The organism is Microtetraspora glauca (assembly GCF_040656155.1).
GTDB lineage: Bacteria > Actinomycetota > Actinomycetes > Streptosporangiales > Streptosporangiaceae > Microtetraspora > Microtetraspora glauca.
The window spans coordinates 224,164-243,394 of record NZ_JBFALK010000001.1 but is presented as its reverse complement, the minus strand read 5'-3'; the positions used below and the strand labels follow the sequence as shown (position 1 = coordinate 243,394).

Sequence of the window (19,231 nt, the reverse complement as noted above, 5' to 3'; positions counted from 1 at the left end):
TACGCACCCCGAAGCGGGTCAGACCAGACGTCGGGCGGTGGCCCAGCGAGACAGTTCGTGCCGGTTGGAGAGCTGGAGCTTGCGCAGCACGCTCGACACGTGGGTCTCGACGGTCTTCACCGAGATGAACAGCTCCTTGGCGATCTCCTTGTACGCGTACCCTCGCGCGATCAGCCGAAGCACCTCGCGTTCGCGCTGGGTGAGCGAGTCGAGCTCGGGATCGATGGGCGGGGCCTCGGTGGAGGCGAACGCGTCCAGGACGAAGCCGGCGAGCCGCGGCGAGAAGACCGCGTCGCCGTCCGACACCCGGACGATCGCGTCGGTGAGCTCGGCGCCGCTGATCGTCTTGGTGACGTAGCCGCGGGCGCCGCCCCGGATGACGCCGATCACGTCCTCCGCCGCGTCGGACACCGACAGCGCGAGGAACCGCACCTGGGAACCCGCCCCGAGGACCCGCCTGAGGACCTCCTGGCCACCGCCGCCGGGCATGTGCACGTCGAGCAGCACGACGTCCGGCTGCAGCTCGGCGATCGACGCGACCGCGGTCTCGACGTCCTCGGCCTCCCCGATCACCTGGATGGACGGCCCCAGCTCCGCGCGGACGCCGGACCGGAACAACCGATGGTCATCGACGATCAGCACGCGTACGGTCTTCATCTGTTCTCCACCACTCCTCGCTCGTTCCGGGCGGCCGGACACCGCGCGGGTTCGTTCGCCGTTCCCGGCGGCCTCGTCACGACGTCCTCTTCATCGTCAGCATGACCTCGGTCCCGTCGCCGGGCGTCGTCCTGACCCGGGCGCTGCCGCCGTTGCGCTCCATCCTGCCGATGATCGACTGGCGGATGCCCATGCGGTCGGCGGGGACGCCGTCGAGGTCGAAACCCTGGCCCCGGTCCCGGACGAACACGGTGACCTCGTCGGGCTCCACCTCGGCGTACACCGAGATCACCGGGGCCCCAGAATATTTGGCCGCGTTCACCATCGCCTGCCGGGCCGCCTGCAACAGGGCTCCCAGCCTCTCGTCCAGCTCGCAGTCGCCCACGCAGACGATCTCGATCGGAACGCCGTGGGCGTCCTCCTCCTCGGCGGCGACCCTGCGTACGGCGGCGGCCAGGGTGGCGTCGGCGTCCTGCTTCGGCTGGTAGAGCCAGTTGCGCAGCTCACGCTCCTGGGAGCGGGCCAGCCGCGTCACCTCGCGGGAGTCGTGCGCGTTCCGCTGGATCAGCGTCAGCGTGTGGAGCACGGAGTCGTGGACGTGCGCGGCGACCTCGGCCCGCTCCTCCTGCCGGATGCGCTCGGTGCGCTCGCGCTGGAGCTCCTTGACCAGGGTGGCCAGCCACGGGGCGGCGATCATCAGCATGCCGCCCACGACGACGGCGGTGAACACCAGGCCGGTCTTCGCCTTGGCCAGTTCGCCGCTGGCGGCCAGGAAGCCGATGGCGCCGACGACGATGAGGAGCGCGCCGACGATGGTCCTGACCCAGCTCGCGTTGAACTTGCTGACCGCGCCGGACATCCAGCGCTGCCGCCTGCCGGGGTCGGCCTGCTGCCAGAGGATCAGCGCCCCGATGCCTCCCGCGGCGATCGGCCACGTGCCGATGCCGCCGTCGGAGGCGCCGGTGATCCAGCCGAACCCGGCGATGGCCATCCACAGCACGCCGTACGCGGCGAACTGCCCCCAGTCGCGGGCCGGCTGCGGGCCCTTGACCTGCTCTTTCGGTGTGAACATCCACAATGCCGCATAGGCGACGACGCCCAGCCCGTTGACGACGGTGAGCAGCACGAACCCCAGACGCAACACGGCGGGATCGAGCCGCAACTGGGCGGCGGCACCCTGCGCCACCCCGGCGACGACGCGGCCGGAGGCGGGCCGGACGAGGCGGGGTGCGGCGGCGGGGACAGTAGGCGTTTCAGACATCTCGCGCAGCATCGTCACATGACACGCGCCATGGTCGCATCAGGGCGTGCCCTGATGCGACCCCTGAGGGGTCGGGGGTGAGTCAGGGGTTCCCCCGATGGCCGCCGGGGCCGGTGACCCGCCACGATGGGACCATGACCGAAGCACCGCCCACCTCCACCGAGGAATCCGCACCCACCGACGAGCGGGTGCTGCACCGATCCGGCGAAGGCCGGATGATCACTGGAGTGTGCGCGGGCCTCGGACGGTACACCGGCATGGATCCCGTCCTGTTCCGCGTGGGTTTCGCGGTTCTCGTCCTTGGATCCGGCATCGGCATCATGCTGTACATCGCGGCCTTCCTGCTCATGAAGGACACCGAGGGCAGGCCCGGATACGTCGAGCAGTGGACCCGCCGCATCTTCGATACCGAGACGGTGCTGGCGCTGCTGGCCGCGGTCTTCGCGTTCGGCCTGATCATCAACGTCGCGTCCGGCGGGATCGGCATGGGCACGATCGTCGTCGGCACGCTCCTCGCCATCGCGCTGCTGGCCGCCCACGCCCGCGGCGTCGACCTGCTCGCACTGGCCAAGTCGCTCCCCGAGCGGATCCTCGGCCGTCGCGGCATGACCCCCGCCCAGGAGAGCGCCTTCTCCTCCTGGCCCGGCACCCGCCCCACCATGTCGAGCCCGTACGGCATGCCGCCGCAGGGGCCGGGCGGGCCGTACGGGGGTGGCCCGTATACGCAGAATCCGCACGCCCAGCCGTTCGGCACGCCCCCGTACGGCCAGGCGCCGGGGCAGTCGCCCTACGGCCAGGCGCAGGGCCAGGCGCCGTACGGGCAGACACAGTACGCGCAGGCGCCGCACGGGCAGGCTCCGTACGGCCCCGGCACGACCGGGACCACCGCGAGCCGGACTCCCGACCTCACCGAAACGCCCGGGAACGGGGGCACCGAGCCCGCCAAGGCCGCAGGCGAGACCGCTCAGGCTGCTCAGGCTGCCGCTGAGGCTGCTGAGAAGACCGATGGCGGGACGATCGAGCCCACCGCGAACGAGACGCGCGCGGAGAACGCCGCACAGCCGCAGAACGCCGGGCAGGCGGAGAACGACGAGCACGCCGGGAAGTCCGGGCAGGCCGTCGCGGCCGAGACGCCGGCGACCGGACGGGCGGGGGTCACGATGCCGCTGACCCCGCCGATGACCGCGACCGCCCCGGTTCCCCCGGTTCCCCCGGTCGCCGATGCGCCCCAAGCCGCGGAGGCGCCTCCGGCTCCCCCTGTGCCCCCCGTGACCGCCACACCGGCGGAGTCCGCGGAGCCGGGTTTCCGGCGGCTGTCCGACCTGGCCAGGGAAGCCCGCGGCAGCGCGTACGACTACGCGTCGGGCGAGCCGTTCGCCCCGCGCGGCCCCTACGCCGGGTATGGGCGCACGCCCTACCCGCCCGTGCGGCCCCCGTACCTCCAGGACGCGGAGGACGCGAAATCCCGCAAGCCGGCCCGGCAACCCAAGTCCAGGTCGTTCATCGGCGGATTGACCATCTGCCTCGCCCTGATCGTTGGAGGGATCATGGTCGCGGTGCAGCAGAGCACCGGTTCTGTCAGCATGCCGGTGATCGGCGGGGCGGTCCTCGTCACGATCGGTGCGGGCCTGCTCATCGCGACGTGGTGGGGACGGGGCGCGGGACTGGTCGCGGCCGGGATCATCGTGTCGGTCGCCCTCGTCGCGGGATCGACGTTGAACGGCCTCCCCAAGAACATCGGCAATTTCGCCTGGCACCCGAGCGACGTCTCCCAGGCGACCAGGGAGTACGCCGTGGGAATCGGCGAGGGCAAGCTCGACCTGAGCGACGTCAATCTGGCTCCCGGCTCGCGCACCCGCTTCGACGCGTCGGTGTCGATCGGGCAGATCACGGTGATCCTGCCGCCCACGGCGCGGGTCGAGGTCCACGGCTACGCCCGGGTGGGCGAGGTCAAGATCGACCACAAGGTCGAGGACGGCATGGACGTCCAGTTCAGCAAGGTCCTGGACCCCGAGGTCACCGGCACGGGTGACGCGCCCACGATCGAGCTGCACGTGAAGGCCGGCATCGGCGACGTGGCGGTGCGCCGTGGCGCGTGACCCGGAGCGGCGCCCCCGCCAGATCCATCGGACCGACTGGCTGGCCCTCCTGTGCGGCCTGTTGTTCGTCGGCGTCGGCATCCGCTATCTGATCCCGCCCACCCCCGACCCGGTGAGCATCCTGCTGATCCTGGTCATCGGCCTCGGCTTCTCCGCGTTCGTCGCCATCATCGCGAAGGCCGTGCGCCACCGCTGAGACGGCAGGACCGTCTCACGGGAACACACGTAACACCCCGTTAGACTGGAACGATGTTGGCCCTGGACCTCGTCAGCACCATCCGTGCGAGCCGTACGGGCCTGACGGACAGCCTGGCCGACGTCACGGGCATGACGGAGTGGGGGCGGGCGCACGCGGATCCGCTCGGACTCGACGCGACCGCCTTCGTCGCCACCGAAGCACTGCGGAACGAGGTCGTCGAGCTGCGCCAGGCGGTGCGCGCCCTCTTCGCCCGCGCGGTCTCACCCGGCCCGCCGAGCGGCGCGGACGCGCACCGGCTCCCCGGGTTCGCCGAGTCGCTCGACCTGGTGAACGCGACGGCGATGGCGGTGCCCCTCGCACCGCGGCTCGACTGGCCCTCCGACGGCCTCCCCGTCCGCACGACCGTTCCGGCGGAGCCGGTGAGCGAGTCCGCGCGCATCCGCGCCGCCCTCGCCGTCTCCGCGATCGAACTGCTCACCGGTCCACACCGGGAGCAGCTGCGCACCTGCCTCGCCCCGCGCTGCGTGCTCTATTTCGTCAAGGAGCACGCCCGGCAGGAGTGGTGCTCCGTCGCCTGCGGCAACCGCGCGCGGGCCGCGCGGCACTACCGGCAGCACAAGGCGCACTGACGTCCCGCGTCGCACGAAGGCGGCGTTCCCGCGGCCTCCCATGACGCGATGGTGCCGTGTACGCCGTGTACGCCGTGCCGCCGCCGCGGTCTGATCGTCCCCGGGCAGTGGACCCGGCCCAAGAAGCAACGGACATGGCCCAGGAAGACCGCGCGCGCATCCTCCTCAAATCACCCGATTGTGTGATTCATGCCATGCATTTATAACGGGATCAAGTCACAAAACCCGTTATAGTCTTCTAACGGAAGCATCCGTTAGAAGTGGTGAGGAGCAATCCCATGACCTTCAAGACCGGCCACGTCGGGCTCAACGTCTCCGACCTCGACGCGTCCACGGCCTTCTACGTGAAGGTGTTCGGCTTCGACGTCGTCGGTGAGTCCCAGGAGGAGGGGCGCCGCTTCGCCTTCCTCGGGCTCGACGGCACGCTGGTGCTGACCCTCTGGGAGCAGAGCGAGGGCAGGTTCGGCACCGGAACGCCCGGCCTGCACCACCTGGCCTTCGAGGTCCCGGACATCGAGGCGGTGCGCCGGGCCGAAGCCGCCGTCCGGGAGACCGGCGTCACCGTCTACCACGACGGCGTCGTACCGCACGGCGAGGGCGCCTCGTCGGGTGGCGTGTTCTTCGAGGACCCCGACGGCATCCGCCTGGAGATCTACGCCGCCGCGGGCGCCGACGAGCGGCCCGCCCCCACGCCCGGCGCCCCGACCTGCGGATTCTTCTAAACGGCAGCTGAACGACCGACGGAGAAGGAGACGAGGATGCGGCACACCGGGGAGGCCGCGGTCCAGCGCCGCGCGGGCGTGCGCGCGGAGAACTGGGGGTCGGCGGGCACCCGGCCGGACATCCCCGACGTCGCGGCAGGTTTCCTGGCCGATCAGCGCATGCTCGTCATCGGTACGGCCGGCCCCGGCGGGCGCGTCTGGGCCGGCCCGCTGACCGGGCCCGCCGGTTTCGCCACGGCGCGGGGACCGCGCACAGTGGTGATCGACGCGCTGCCCGGCGCGAACGACCCGCTGTCCGGCGTCTTCGACAGCGAACCGGCCACCGAACCGGCCACCGGGCGCGACACCGGACAGAGCACCGGGCAGAGCACCGGGCACGACATCGGCATGCTCGCCATCGAGCCCAGCACCCGGCGGCGCATGCGGATCAACGGCCGGGCCCGCCGAGAGGGGAACAGCCTGATCGTCACCACAGAACAGGTCTACGCGAACTGCCCGAAGTACCTCCAGACCCGCGATGTCGCGGAGGACCCGGCCACCTCGACGGCGGGCACGTACAGGACGGCGGTGCTCGCCCCCCGGCACCGGGAGTGGATCGAGGGCGCGGACACGTTCTTCGTCGCCACGCACGCGGACGGGTTTGGCTCGGACGTGTCCCACCGGGGCGGCAACCCCGGCTTCGTCCGGGTCGTGGACGAGCGCCGGCTCGTCTGGCCCGACTACGTCGGCAACTCCATGTACATGACGCTCGGCAACCTGGAGCTGAACCCCGCCGCCGGGCTGCTCTTCCTCGACTGGACCACCGGCGACGCGCTGCACCTGACCGGCCGGGCCCGGGTCGACTGGGATCCCGGCGACGTGCCGGGCGCGCAGCGGCTGGTCGGGTTCGACGTCGAGGAGGTGGTCCAGGTCGGCGGGGCGAGCCCGCTGCGCTGGACCTTCGAGAAGTACTCCCGTTTCAACCCCCCGGTGAGGAGCCGATGATGCGCGTCGACGTCGACAGGGAACTCTGCAGGGTGCACGCCCAGTGCGTCTTCGCGGCGCCCGACGTGTTCGAACTCGACGAGGACGACGAGCTGCGCTACGTGACCGAGCCTGACGGGTCGCTGCTGCCGGCCGTCGAGGAGGCCGCCCTGCTCTGCCCGGTGCAGGCGATCTCCTTCCAGAACTGAGACGACACGCCGGCGCCCACACAGGAAGGACATCACGATGAAGCCACCGGTTCCTCCGTTCACCGAGGAGACCGCCCGCACCAAGGTCCAGGCCGCCGAGGACGCCTGGAACACCCGCGATCCGAAGGTCGTCGCCCTCGCGTACACACCCGACTCGGTGTGGCGCAACCGCGACGAGTTCGTCACGGGCCGCGAGGAGATCGAGCGGTTCCTGGCCCGCAAATGGGACAGGGAGCTGGACTACGCGCTCCGCAAGGACCTGTGGTCGTTCAGCGGCGACCGGATCGCGGTGCGCTTCCAGTACGAGTGCCACGACGCCGGCGGCCAATGGTGGCGGAGTTACGGCAACGAACTGTGGGAATTCGACGCGGACGGGCTCATGCGCCGGAGGGAGGCGAGCATCAACGACCTGCGGATCGACGAGCGCGACCGGCGGATCTTCGGCTCCCGGCCCGCCGAGGAGCGGGGCCAAACTTTCCCCCTGGCCTGAGATTGGGGGGTTGACCGGGGCAAACAGCGGCGTACGTTCGCAAATATCCGGTCTCACTTCCTGTCCGGGAGGGATTTATGCCCCGAATCTCCGTCACCGTCGACGGCATCCGATACGACGAGGAGGTGGAACCGCGCCTTCTCCTCGTCCACCTCCTGAGAGATCGACTGGGGAAGACGGGCACACCCATCGGCTGCGACACGAGCAACTGCGGCGCCTGCACGGTGCTCCTCGACGGAAGGAGCGTCAAGAGCTGCTCGGTGCTCGCCGTCCAGGCGGACGGCGGCGACGTCGTCACGATCGAGGGCCTGGCCACCGGCGGCACGTGGCACCCCATGCAGAAGGCGTTCCACGAGGAGCACGCGCTCCAGTGCGGCTACTGCACCCCGGGCATGATCATGGCCGCGATCGACCTGCTGCACGACGACCCCGACCCCTCAGAAGAGGCCGTACGCGAAGGGCTGGAGGGCAACCTCTGCCGGTGCACCGGCTACTGCACCATCGTCCGCGCCGTACGGCGGGGCGCGCGGGAGATGTCGCAGGAGATGCCGCGGGAAGGGATGGCGACGCCATGACCGAGCAACTCGACGCCGGCGTGGTGGCGCGGCAGATCAAGGAGGGCGACCTGCTCGGCGGCCCCGGCGGCGGCCGCGAGGTCGGCCGGGCCCGGCGGCGCAAGGAAGACGCCCGCCTGGTCACGGGACGCACCCAGTGGACCGACAACATCCAGCTTCCCGGCATGCTGTACGTGGCGTTCCTGCGCAGCCCGATGGCGCACGCGCGGATCACCCGCGTCGACACGTCGGCGGCGCGCACCCAGCCGGGCGTGGTGGCGGTCTACAGCGGCCAGGACTTCGCCGCCGAGCAGGGCAGCCTGCCCTGCGCGTGGCCGGTCAGCGAGGACATCGTCATCCCCGACCACCCGCCGATGGCGGTGACGGAGGTCCGCTACGTCGGTGAGGCCGTCGCCTGCGTGGTCGCCACGGACCGCTACAAGGCGGCCGACGCCCTGGACGCCATCGAGATCGACTACGAGCCACTCGACGCGGTGACCGACATGACGGCGGCGCTCGACGAGGGCAGCCCCAAGGTCCATGAGGCCGGCAACAAGGCGTTCACCTGGAAGTTCGCCCAAGGCGACATCGACGCGGCGTTCCGCGACGCCGCGGTGGTGATCGACCGCACCTACGTCCAGCAGCGGCTGATCCCGTCGGCGATGGAGCCTCGGGCGGTCGTGGCGCAGACCGACGGCGACTCCTTCACCCTGCACTCGGCGACCCAGATCCCGCATGTGCTGCGGGTGATGCTGGCGCTGACCACCGGGATCCCCGAGCACAAGCTGCGCGTCATCGCCCCCGACGTGGGCGGCGGCTTCGGCTCCAAGCTCCAGGTGACCGCCGAGGAGGTGCTCTGCCTGCTGATCACCCGTCGCCTCGGCAAACCGGTCAAGTGGACGGAGTCCCGTTCCGAGGGCAACCTGACCGTCCACCACGGCCGCGACCAGCTCCAGCGGATCAGCGTCGCCGCCGACGCCGACGGCCGGATCCGGGGCGTCAAGGTGGACCTGCTGGCCGACATGGGCGCCTACCTCATGCTGGTCACGCCCGGCGTTCCACTGCTCGGCGCGTTCATGTACTCCGGCATCTACAAGATGGACGCCTACGACTTCACCTGTACGGGCGTCTTCACCACCAAGATGCCGACCGACGCGTACCGCGGGGCGGGCCGGCCGGAGGCCACGTTCGCGATCGAGCGGGCCGTGGACGAGCTCGCGGCCGAGCTGGGCATGGACCCGATCGAGCTCAGACGGCGCAACTGGATCCGGCACTCCGAGTTCCCGTACACCACGATCTGCGGGCTGACCTACGACTCGGGCAACTACGAGGCGGCCACCGACCGGGCGCTCGCGCTGTTCGGCTACGACAAGCTGCGCGCCGAACAGGCCGACCGGCGGGAGCGCGACGACCCCGTCCAGCTCGGCATCGGCGTCTCGACGTACACCGAGATGTGCGGGCTCGCGCCGAGCCGCGTCCTCGGCAGCCTCGCGTACGGCGCGGGCGGCTGGGAGCACGCCGGAGTGCGCGTGCTGCCCACCGGCAAGGTCGAGGTGGTCACCGGGACCAGCCCGCACGGCCAGGGCCACGAGACGGCGTGGAGCCAGATCGTCGCCGACGCCCTGGGGGTGCCGTTCGAGGACGTCGCGGTGATCCACGGCGACACGTCCTCCTCGCACAAGGGCATGGACACCTACGGCTCGCGCTCGCTCGTCGTGGGCGGCGTCGCGGTCGTCCAGGCGTGCGAGAAGGTCAAGGAGAACGCCAAGCAGGTCGCGGCGCACCTGATGGAGGCGTCGCCCGACGACATCGAGTTCTCCCGGGGCGAGTTCCGGGTGCGCGGAACGGGCGCCTCGCGGACGATCCAGGAGATCGCGCTCGCCACGTTCGCGGCGCACAACCTCCCGGACGGCTTCGAGCCGCGCCTGGACGCGGACGCGACCTTCGACCCGGACAACTTCTCGTTCCCGCACGGGACGCACCTGTGCGCGGTCGAGGTGGACACCGAGACGGGCGCGACGAAGATCCGCTCCTATGTGGCGGTGGACGACGTCGGCAGCGTCGTCAACCCGCTCATCGTCGAAGGCCAGGTCCACGGAGGCATCGCGCAGGGCATCGCCCAGGCGCTGTTCGAGGAGGCGGTGCACGACGCGGACGGCAACCTGCTGACCACGACCATGGCCGACTACCTGCTGCCGTCGGCGGCCGACCTGCCCGACTACATCACCGACCGCACCGAGACGCCGGCCACCACCAACCCGCTCGGCGTCAAGGGCGTCGGCGAGGCCGGAACGATCGCCTCGACCCCCGCCGTCGTCAACGCGATCGTCGACGCGCTTCGGCCGCGCGGCGTACAGGACGTGGCGATGCCCTGCACCCCGGAACGCGTCTGGCGGGTGCTCGACCAGGCCGGTACGGCTCCCCGGGCGGGAGCGCAGACCACGGAAGGAGGTCCGGCGTGATCCCCGCGTCGTTCGACTACGTGCGGCCGTCGTCGCTGGACGAGGCCCTGGAGACGCTCCACGACCAGGGCGAGGAGGCCAAGGTCCTCGCCGGGGGCCAGTCGTTGCTGCCGCTGCTGCGGCTGCGGCTCGCCTATCCCGGCACGCTCGTCGACCTGGGCCGCGTCGAGGAGCTGCGGGGCGTCGCCGACCGGGGCGACCACGTCCTGATCGGCGCCATGACGACGCACTACGACGTCGTCACCTCGCCGATCGTGCGGGAGCACTGCCCGCTGGTCGCGCTCGCGACGGCGACCGTCGCCGACCCCGCCGTACGGCATCGCGGCACGCTCGGCGGCTCGCTGGCGCACGCCGATCCGGCCGGGGACCTCCCGGCCGTGGCGCGTGCGCTGGACATGGAGTTCGTGGCCAGGTCGGCCGGCGGGGAACGCGTGATCCCCGCGGCGGACTTCTTCCTCGACTATCTGGAGACCGCGCTCGACCCCGGGGAGATCCTCACCGGGATCAGGGTGCCCAAGCTCGGCCCGGGATGGGGCTTCCACTACGAGAAGTTCCACCGTACGGCCCAGGCGTGGGCGATCGTCGGCGTCGCGGCGGCGGTACGCCGGTCGAACGGCACCATCGAGGAGGCGCGGGTCGCGCTGACCAACATGGGGGCGACACCCGTCCGCGCGACCGGGGTGGAGGAGTCCGCGCGCGGCGCCGAAGTCGGCGCGAACGGAGCACTTCGCGCGGCGGCCTCGCGGGCGGACGAGGACACCGAGCCGCCGGCCGATCTCCACGCGCGGCCGGACTACCGCAGGCACCTGGCCCGGGTGCTCACCCACCGGGCGCTCCTCGCCGCGGCGGGCACCGGCTGACCCGGCGCGGTGCCCGCGCGAGCGGGCCGGGGGCGCCGCGTGCCGACGCCCCCGGGTGCCCCGGCACCGCCGTCCCGTTCATCCTGTGGCGGCGACGGGCACCCGGGTCGTACTGTCGCAGATGGAAGGGCTGGCGCAGCCGACGGAACGGAGTCGTCCCATGGCAATGCGGTTCGAGCACGAGTTCACGGTGCCGGTCCCGGTCGAGCGGGCGTGGCCGGTGCTGCTGGACGTCGAGCGGGTCGCGCCGTGCCTGCCGGGAGCGACGCTCCAGTCCGTCGAGGGCGACAGTTTCACCGGCGGCATGCGGGTCAAGGTCGGCCCGATAACCGTGACCTACCAGGGCAGGGCGTCGTTCGAGGACGTCGACCAGGACGCGCGCACGCTGACGCTCAAGGCGTCCGGCAAGGAGGCTCGCGGAGCCGGTACGGCGGGAGCCACGGTCCACGCGAAGCTGATCCCCGAGGGCGACCACACCCGGGTGCGGGTGGAGACGTCGTTCAACGTCACCGGGCGGCCCGCCCAGTTCGGCCGGGGTGTCATGGCGGAGGTCGGCGCCAAGCTGATCGACCGCTTCGCCGGGAACCTCGCCGCCCTCCTGGAGGAGGGAGCTGGAGCCCGGGGGGTGGTCGCGGCCGTTCCCGTCGCGTCCACCAGACCCGCGCCTGTCCAGGGCGACGGCGGCGCGGCGCGGCCCGAGGAGACCGGTTCCGAGGAGACCGGCGCTCCCGAGGCGGCTCTGGAAGCGGAAGGCGCCACCCTTGAGGAAACCGGTGAACCCGGCAGGAGCGGCGAGCCCGGCGGGCGCGGCGAGCCCGCCCCGGCCGCCGCGCCGACGCCGCACCGGCACCTGGCGGCGGTGCCGTCCCCGCCCGAGCCTCCGGCCGGGACGCGTACGGCGCGGGCGGCGAAGGCGTCGAGGACGGCCGATGAGGAGGCACTCGACCTGCTGCGTGTCGCCGGAGCACCGCTGCTCAAGCGGCTGGTCCCCGTGGTGGGCGCGCTGGCCGGCGTCGCACTCGTGATCTATCTGATCCGCCGCCGCTTCTCCCGCTAAACCAGCAAAAATCCCGTCATCTTCTCTCGAGCCGGGACAAGCCACTAAGACGTGAGGGAACACCCCGAGTGTCAGAACCGGCGTTCGGGGGGTTCGCATGGCGGTGCGGCCGGATGTGACCGTGGTCGTGATCACCTACAACGACGCCGCCAGGCTCCCCAGAGCGGTCGACTCGCTCGTCCACCAGTCGCTGCGCAACCTTGAGATCATCGTCGTGGACGACGCGAGCACCGACGGCACCGACCGGGCGGTCCGCGACATGCCCCGGGTCAGGTACATCCGCCGCAGGTCCAACAGCGGCGGCTGCGGGGCTCCGCGCAACGCCGGAATGGCCGCGGCCCGCGCGCCGTACATCATGTTCCTGGACAGCGACGACGAGCTGCCGCGGCACGCCTGCAAGAGCCTGCTCGCCGAGATCGAGCGGACCGGCGCCGACTTCGTCACCGGCCAGATCTCGCGCCTGTTCGAGGAGACCGGGAGGACGGCGCCCTACTATCCCTCGCTCTTCCGCAGGCGGCGGGTCGTCCCCGGGATCGCCGCCGACCCCGCGATGTTCTTCGACGGGTTCTCCACCAACAAGCTCTACCGGCTCGACTTCCTGCGCGAGCACGGCCTGCGGTTCCGCGAGGACGTGCTCTACGAGGACCACATCTTCACTGCCGCCCTCTACCGCGCGGCGAGGCTGTTCGCCGTCGTACCGTGGCCGGTCTATCTGTGGCACCGCGCGCCCGGCGGCGACGCGTCCATCTCGCTCCGCCTCGGCGCGATCGAGAACGCGCGGCATCGGGTGGTCGCGGCGGAGGCCGCCGACCGGATACTCCGGCGCGGCGGCCTGGACTGTCTCGTGCCCGAGCGGCAGCACCGGTTCGTCACCCAGGACCTCCGGGTCTACCTCAACGCGCTGCCGAGGTTCGACGCGGTGTGGGCCAAGGAGTTCGCCGCCGTGGTCCGTCCGTACCTCGCGGCACTCGAACCCGGGGTCCTGGACCGGGCGGAACCGATGGTCCGGGTGTGCGCCGCGCTCATCCTCGCGGACCGGGTCGACGACCTGCGCGTGGCGGCGCGCTCGCTCACCGGCGCGCGGGCCGCCCCCCGCGAGGCGCTCACGCGGGACGGCCGGACCTACTGGGGACGCGAGGCCGACCCCGCCCTCGACATCACGGCCATGCGGCTCGCCGAACTGCCGTTCACCGCCACCCGGATCAGGCACGAGGTCACCGAGGCGTCCGTGAAGGGTTCCGTCCTCTCCCTCACGATCCGCACCTACGACCCGTTCTCGGTGCTCGACCGCCACCCGTCGGTGGCCCACCTCGTCTTCGGCCCCCATCGTGTACGGCTCTCGCCACACGAGCACGCGGACGGCGGGTACCTCATCCGGGCCGACGTGGATCTGTCGGGGGCGAACCCCCGCGCGTTCTGGTGGGCCGGTGCCCATGACCCGAAGGTGTCCTTCACCAGGGCGGACGGGCACACCACCGGCGACCCCCTCCTCGCCGACCCCTCGATGCCGCCGCTCACGGCGTCCACGGCGACGCACCGCGTGACCGTACGGCCGGCGGGCGACAGCGCCCTGCTGCGCACGGTGTGGGAGCGGCGCGGCCCGCTCCGGCACGTGGTGCCGCGGCTGCTCGCCCTGCGCAGAAGGATCATCGGGCATCCGGGGTACCGGAACCTCAAGCTGCGGATCTACAGGGGACTGATCCGGGTCGTCCCCCGGCGGCGTGACCTCGTGCTGTTCGAGTCCGACTGCGGCAGGGGCTACACCGGGCATCCCCGGTACGTCCACGAGGAGGTCCGCCGCAGGAAGCTGCCGCTCAAGGCGGTCTGGTCGGTGTCCGCGAACCGGCGCAACTTCCCCGGCGACGTGACCAAGGTCCGGCGGATGAGCTGGCGTTACCTGTGGACGATGGCGCGGGCCGGCTGGTGGGTGGACAGCCACGGCATGCCGCTGGGCTTCCCCAAGCCGCCCGGCACCCGCTACCTGCAGACCTGGCACGGTCAGGGCTCCAAGTCGGTCGGGCTGAACTCGCCGGACCTCAGGGGAGACTTCCCCGGCCCGCGCGAGGAGTGGCGGGCGAACGTAGCCCGCTGGGACGCCCTGGTCGCCCCCAGCGCGGAGTTCGAGCGGATCTTCCTGCCCGCCAACGAGTACTCCGGCCCGCTGCTGCGGTACGGCTCGCCGCGCTGCGACGTGCTGGTACGCGGGGACGCCGCGGCGGCGGCGCGGGCCAGGAAACGACTGGAGATCGGTGAGGGGGCCCGGATCCTGCTGTACGCGCCGACCTACCGGGACCGCGCGAAGCTCTCCGGCCGGTCGGTCCGGGCGGACCTCGACCGGCTGGCGGCCGAGCTGTACCCGGAATGGGTGCTGGTCCTGCGTACCCACCCGGTGGAGCGGTTCGCGGTGCCCGAGCGGCTGCGCCATTTCGTCCGGCCCGCGGGCGGCTATCCCGAGATCAACGATCTGATCCTGGCCGCGGACGTGCTGCTGACGGACTACTCGTCGGTGATGTGCGATTTCGCGGTCACCGGCAAGCCGATCGTGCTCTTCGCCGACGACTGGGAGGAGTACCGCCGGGCCGAGCGCGGTGTCCACCACGACCTGCCCGAGATCGCCCCCGGCCCGTGCGTCACCACCACGGATGAGCTCGTCCGCGTGCTGCGCGACCTCGGGCCGCCACCACACGCGGCACCACACGGCGCACAGCACGCGGCGCCACACGCGGCCTGGCACGCCCGGTACGCGGAGCGATACGCGGCCTTCCGCCGGATGTGGTGCGCCCGGGAGACGGGAGAGGCGGCGGCCCGCGTCGTCGACGCGTTCTTCGCCGGGGCCGTGGTCCCGCGGCCGTCGTTCGCCCGGTCCCTCGTCGCGGCGATCCTGGCCCCGGCCTTCCCCGACCGCAGGCGCCGGAAGCGGCCGGTCCGGAAATGGGCGGCCCGGTGAGAACCGTCCTGTTCACCTGCATGGACGCCGACACCCTGGGCGGGATCCAGCGTGTCACGCACACCGTCGCGCAGGGCCTGGCCGAGCGCGGCTACGAGGTCCACGTGGCCGGCCTGCACCGGTCAGCCGACCCCGTCCGCTACGTGGAGCGGCCCGCGTACGACCACCACGTGATCGGCGCCACGCCGCCAGAACGGGCCTGGCGCCGGTCCGACCGGCGCGCCGTCACGCGGCTCCTGTCCGGCGTCGGCCCCTGCTACGTCGTGATGACCTCACCCGCGGTGGTCACCAGGATGCGGGACCTGCTGGCGCCGCACCGCCACCTCGGCATCGGGCAGTATCACGGCTCGTTCGACCACGCCCTCGGCTCGTGGCACTTCCGCTCGGTCCGGGCGCACTACGGCGCGCTCGACCAGGCGGTCTTCCTCAGCGCCGACGACGCCAGGCGCTTCTCCGAGGCGGCGCTGCTGCCCAACACCTGCCACCTGCCGAACCCGCTCCCCGGCTGGCCGCAGACGGTGGCGTCCGTCGGCGGCCGTCGGATCCTGGGCGTGGGGAGGCTGGCCGGGGTCAAGCGGTTCGACCGGCTGATCTCGGCCTTCGCGGCGGCACGCCGTACAGGAGGGGCCCCGGGCTGGGAGCTGCACCTGATCGGGGACGGGCCCGAGGAGGAGCGGCTCCGGCTGCACGCGACGGCGGAGGGTGTCGCGAGCAGCGTCGTCTTCAGGGGGCGGATACCGGCGGCGGGGATGCCGGCCGAATACCTCAAGGCGTCGGTGGTGGGGCTGTCGAGCGAGCACGAGGGGCTGCCGCTGGTCATCGGGGAGGCGGCGTCGTACGGGGTGCCGTGCGCCGCGTTCGACGTGTCCGGAGGCGTACGCGCGCTGGTGGTGCCGGGACGCACCGGCCTGCTCGTCCCCCCGGCGGACGTCCCGGCCCTCGCCGCGGCGCTGTCACGGCTGATGGGCTCGGCGGACGAGCGGCGGCGGCTGGGTGCCGCCGCCCGCCTGCACGCGGAGCGGTTCCGGCTGGAACACGTGCTCGACCGCTGGACGTCGCTGTTCGAGCACGTCAGCCGTTGACGAGCTCGCGGGGACGCTGCGCGGGGAGGCCGGCGCGGGTGCGCTGACCGTCGGTCAGGAGGGCCGCGATCGGGCCGGGCTCACGCAGCCGGACCAGCAGGTCGCGGTTGCCCTTGCGCCAGCGCGCGGCCTTCCGCTTGCCCGCGGCGGCCTTGTACGCGGAGAGGTGCCGGCGCTCCGCCTTGGGGGCGCCGCTCAGCTCGTACCCGCAGGCCGCGAGCCGCTCACCGAGCACGTCCTCGCAGAGAGAGATCTCCCATGGCTCCAGCCGGGAGGACCAGCTGCCCGAGCGCGCGGTGGTGACGTCGCCGTGCGTGTTGCTGTGCCAGACCTTGTGCGCGGGCACCGCCACGCGGGCCACGTGCCTGGGCTCGCACATCGCCGGGTCGTACTCCTCGCCGATGAACGTGCACAGCTTCCTGAGCTCGTGCTCGGGGTCGGCCGTCAGGTCCTCGTACCGGAGCTGGTAGAAGGTGTCCGCGGGGAGCTTGCGGGCGTTGCGCCGGCCGAAGTCGATGGCCTCGGCCCAGTTGGACACGGCGTGGAAGCTGTCCAGGGTGTACCAGGGCATCTCCTTCAGGGAGGCGACGCAGTCACGCCCGTCCCTGACCAGATGGATGAACTGGGCGTCGGGGAACATGCGCGTCAGCATGTCCACGTGCTTGAAGTAGCTGGGCCGCTTGTCGCCCCAGCGGGGCTTGCCGAAACGCTCGGCGTAGCTCTTGAAGACCGTCCCGATGACCGAGCCGAAGCTGCCCGGTCCCATCATCGCCGTCTGGATGAACTCGGCCTTGTCCAGGCCCAGCTCGCGGAACTTGGTGTTCCTGCCGTTCGCGATCCACTCGGCGAGCCTGCGGCGGTTCTCCGCCTGCCGCATGTCCCCGTACGACTTGCGCGAGAAGTAGGCCGGGACCAGGAACCGCGTCTCCGGCGGAACCGCGATGCGCGGGTGGGAGTGCAACATGAGCTGCAGCATCGTCGTGCCCGAGCGCGGGCAGCCGACGACGAAGATCGGCCTGTCCGACTGCATGTGAATCAATCCCCCTGTGTTGGTAACTCAGCGTGCGGCGACTCGGTGCGCCGGCCGATGGCTCGGCCGCTCCGGAAGTCCCGCGATCGCGCGCTGCCCTTCGGTCAGCAGCGCCGCCACGGGGCCGGGCTCGCGCATCCGGTCGAACCGCTCGGTGACGCCCTTCTGCCACCGCTTCCTGCGGAAACGCGACGCCACCTTCCGGTAGGCCGCCAGGTGCTCGCGGGCCGGCTGCGGCGCCCCGCTGAGCGTGTAACCCTGGTCGAGAAGGCGCTCCCCAAGCACCGCCTCGCACAGTCCGATCTCCCACGGCTCCAGCCGCTCCGCCCAGGTGCCCGACCGTTCGGTCGTCACCTCCGAGCGGGTGTTGACGTGCCAGGTCTTGCGCTCCGGCACGACGTCCGCGACCCGGTACGGCTCCCGCATCGCGGGGTGGTACTCCTCGCCGATGAACGCGCACAGCCGGGTCAGCTCGTGCTCGGGGTCGGCGGTCAGGTCCTCGTACCGCAGCTCGTGGTAGCTGTCGGGCGAGAACTTGCGTGCCGCGCGCCGGCCCAGGTCGATCGCCTCGGCCCAGCGGTGCGCCGCGTGGTAGATGTCCTCGCCGAACCACGGCATCTCCTTGAGCGAGGACACGCAGTCCCGGCCGTCCCTGATCAGATGGATGATCTGGGCGTCGGGGAACATGGCCAGGATCTCGTCGAGATGGCGGATGTACGGCGGCCGCTTGTCGCCCCATCGGGGCTTGTCGAACCGCTCGGCGAACATCTGGTAGACGAGGCCGACGACGGAGCCGAGGCTGCCCGGTCCCTCGACGGCCCTCGTGACGTAGTCGTCGCGGTCGACGCCGAGGTCGGCGAACTGGGTGCGGCTGCCGTCGGCGATCCATTCGGCGAGCCTGCGCCTGTTCGCCGCCTGCCGCATGTCGCCGTACTTGTGCCGCTTGTTGTACGCGTGCACGACGATGCGGGTCTCCGGCGGCACGGCCAGCCGCGGATGGGCGTGCAACATGAGCTGGAGGAGGGTGGTACCCGAGCGCGGGCACCCCACGACGAAGATCGGCCGTTCAGACAAGAACCTTCTCCCTTTCCCTTACCGGCACGGCGCGGGTCACCTCTCTGGTCGCCAGCCAGGCCCGGTAGACGAGGACGCACTCGAACGCGAGCAGCAACGCGCCCGTCACCGCGGAACTCCAGAGCCAGCCCACGGCACCGAGGACCGGTCCGATCACGAAGACCGCGGCGTGGAACTCGATGCCGCTGATCACGTGCGAGCGGACGCGGTGCGCCACGAGGAACATGCGGACGCGGTCGTACCAGGGGAACTGCGCCCGGAAGCCCCTCTGCAGGTCCACCAGCGCACGGCCGTCCTCGTCGCCGACGCGCTCGAAGTCGCGCCGTACCTGCTCGGTGCTGCTCCCGGGGGCGGCGCCGAGCAGCTCGTCCATGAAGACGCACTCGGCTCCCGCGCTCTCCCTGGCGGCCGCCCTCGTGCTGTCCCGGACCCGCTTGAGCTGCGGGCCGTTGATGTAGCGGAACAGGTCGAGCACGACGATCGCGGCGCCGGCCACCACGTAGACGAGGTCACCGGTCCGCGCGTACAGCGCGGAGGCGATGCCGAACGCGCAGCACAGGACTCGGATGCGGTCGCCCACATAGTCCAGCCAGAGACCGAACGGCGTCCCGTTGCCCTTGAGTCGCGCGATCTTCCCGTCCATGCAGTCGACGGTGAAGCTCACGAAGAACAGAACCGCTCCCGCGATCAGCAACTCCTGGGCGAAGCACACGGCCGAGGTGAGGCCGAGCACCATGGACAACCGGGTCAGCCCGTTGGGGGTGATCGAGGTGTGATTGGCCACCAGCAGCGCGAGTCGGCAGGCGATCGGATCGACCAGGAAGACGGTCCACCACGAGTCCCTGGGCTTTCGCACCGCCAGAACATCGTCCAGCGTGAAGCTTCCCATGCACGCCAGCATGACTACGTTGAGTAGCCATCTACATGCGAATCGGT

The 19,231-nt window shown here is 71.5% G+C and carries 18 protein-coding genes; 13 read left to right on the top strand and 5 right to left on the bottom strand.

The genetic code is table 11. The features are described from left to right. Positions 1-18: 18 nt before the first annotated feature. The gene (locus AB0I59_RS01220; RefSeq protein ID WP_061253298.1) at positions 19-657 is read right to left on the bottom strand and encodes a response regulator; all 639 of its coding nucleotides are present in this window, start codon (positions 655-657) and stop codon (positions 19-21) included. 76 nt (positions 658-733) lie between these two features. Continuing rightward, on the bottom strand, positions 734-1,918 hold the full coding sequence (locus AB0I59_RS01215; protein ID WP_061253684.1) for an ATP-binding protein: 1,185 nt from the start codon (positions 1,916-1,918) through the stop codon (positions 734-736). A gap of 134 nt (positions 1,919-2,052) precedes the next feature. Between AB0I59_RS01215 and AB0I59_RS01210 the strand changes: the two genes are divergently transcribed. The 13 genes from AB0I59_RS01210 (at position 2,053) to AB0I59_RS01150 (ending at position 16,191) form a co-directional block, all read left to right on the top strand. Further along, a complete protein-coding gene (locus AB0I59_RS01210) occupies positions 2,053-4,017 on the top strand; it encodes a PspC domain-containing protein (RefSeq protein WP_358128838.1) in 1,965 nt (654 codons plus the stop codon). Continuing rightward, complete coding sequence (locus AB0I59_RS01205) at positions 4,007-4,213, top strand: hypothetical protein (RefSeq protein ID WP_061253296.1); 207 nt, start codon at positions 4,007-4,009, stop codon at positions 4,211-4,213. The genes AB0I59_RS01210 and AB0I59_RS01205 overlap by 11 nt, the downstream gene beginning before the upstream one ends. A 53-nt stretch (positions 4,214-4,266) precedes the next feature. After that, positions 4,267-4,845, top strand: coding sequence for a CGNR zinc finger domain-containing protein (locus tag AB0I59_RS01200; RefSeq protein ID WP_061253295.1), 579 nt, complete (start codon positions 4,267-4,269; stop codon positions 4,843-4,845). Positions 4,846-5,123: 278 nt separating this feature from the next. Beyond that, on the top strand, positions 5,124-5,567 hold the full coding sequence (locus AB0I59_RS01195) for a VOC family protein (RefSeq protein ID WP_061253294.1): 444 nt from the start codon (positions 5,124-5,126) through the stop codon (positions 5,565-5,567). 36 nt (positions 5,568-5,603) lie between these two features. Continuing rightward, complete coding sequence (locus AB0I59_RS01190) at positions 5,604-6,551, top strand: pyridoxamine 5'-phosphate oxidase family protein (protein ID WP_358128834.1); 948 nt, start codon at positions 5,604-5,606, stop codon at positions 6,549-6,551. After that, positions 6,548-6,739, top strand: a complete 192-nt coding sequence (locus AB0I59_RS01185) for a ferredoxin (protein WP_358128831.1) — start codon at positions 6,548-6,550, stop codon at positions 6,737-6,739. Before AB0I59_RS01190 ends, AB0I59_RS01185 begins: the two co-directional genes overlap by 4 nt. 37 nt (positions 6,740-6,776) lie before the next feature. Continuing rightward, positions 6,777-7,229: a nuclear transport factor 2 family protein gene (locus AB0I59_RS01180; protein WP_061253291.1), complete on the top strand. Its 453-nt coding sequence runs from the start codon at positions 6,777-6,779 to the stop codon at positions 7,227-7,229. A gap of 77 nt (positions 7,230-7,306) precedes the next feature. Continuing rightward, a complete protein-coding gene (locus AB0I59_RS01175) occupies positions 7,307-7,804 on the top strand; it encodes a (2Fe-2S)-binding protein (protein ID WP_061253290.1) in 498 nt (165 codons plus the stop codon). Continuing rightward, positions 7,801-10,245, top strand: coding sequence for a xanthine dehydrogenase family protein molybdopterin-binding subunit (locus AB0I59_RS01170; protein WP_358128827.1), 2,445 nt, complete (start codon positions 7,801-7,803; stop codon positions 10,243-10,245). Before AB0I59_RS01175 ends, AB0I59_RS01170 begins: the two co-directional genes overlap by 4 nt. Beyond that, positions 10,242-11,105, top strand: coding sequence for an FAD binding domain-containing protein (locus AB0I59_RS01165; protein ID WP_358128824.1), 864 nt, complete (start codon positions 10,242-10,244; stop codon positions 11,103-11,105). The genes AB0I59_RS01170 and AB0I59_RS01165 overlap by 4 nt, the downstream gene beginning before the upstream one ends. Before the next feature lie 160 nt (positions 11,106-11,265). Continuing rightward, a complete protein-coding gene (locus tag AB0I59_RS01160; RefSeq protein WP_358128821.1) occupies positions 11,266-12,162 on the top strand; it encodes an SRPBCC family protein in 897 nt (298 codons plus the stop codon). Positions 12,163-12,259: 97 nt separating this feature from the next. Then, positions 12,260-15,109: a bifunctional glycosyltransferase/CDP-glycerol:glycerophosphate glycerophosphotransferase gene (locus AB0I59_RS01155; RefSeq protein WP_358128818.1), complete on the top strand. Its 2,850-nt coding sequence runs from the start codon at positions 12,260-12,262 to the stop codon at positions 15,107-15,109. Beyond that, a complete protein-coding gene (locus tag AB0I59_RS01150; protein WP_358128815.1) occupies positions 15,106-16,191 on the top strand; it encodes a glycosyltransferase in 1,086 nt (361 codons plus the stop codon). Before AB0I59_RS01155 ends, AB0I59_RS01150 begins: the two co-directional genes overlap by 4 nt. Here the strand turns inward: AB0I59_RS01150 and AB0I59_RS01145 are convergent. The 3 genes from AB0I59_RS01145 to AB0I59_RS01135 are packed head-to-tail and all read right to left on the bottom strand — an operon-like array spanning position 16,181 to position 19,184. Further along, the gene (locus AB0I59_RS01145) at positions 16,181-17,221 is read right to left on the bottom strand and encodes a sulfotransferase family protein (protein ID WP_061253287.1); all 1,041 of its coding nucleotides are present in this window, start codon (positions 17,219-17,221) and stop codon (positions 16,181-16,183) included. The two genes, AB0I59_RS01150 and AB0I59_RS01145, sit on opposite strands and share 11 nt — an antisense overlap. A gap of 27 nt (positions 17,222-17,248) precedes the next feature. Beyond that, positions 17,249-18,295, bottom strand: coding sequence for a sulfotransferase family protein (locus AB0I59_RS01140; protein WP_358128812.1), 1,047 nt, complete (start codon positions 18,293-18,295; stop codon positions 17,249-17,251). Continuing rightward, positions 18,288-19,184 (bottom strand): CDP-alcohol phosphatidyltransferase family protein, encoded by an 897-nt coding sequence (locus AB0I59_RS01135; protein ID WP_358128809.1) that lies wholly within the window; start codon positions 19,182-19,184, stop codon positions 18,288-18,290. The genes AB0I59_RS01140 and AB0I59_RS01135 overlap by 8 nt, the downstream gene beginning before the upstream one ends. Positions 19,185-19,231: the final 47 nt, after the last annotated feature.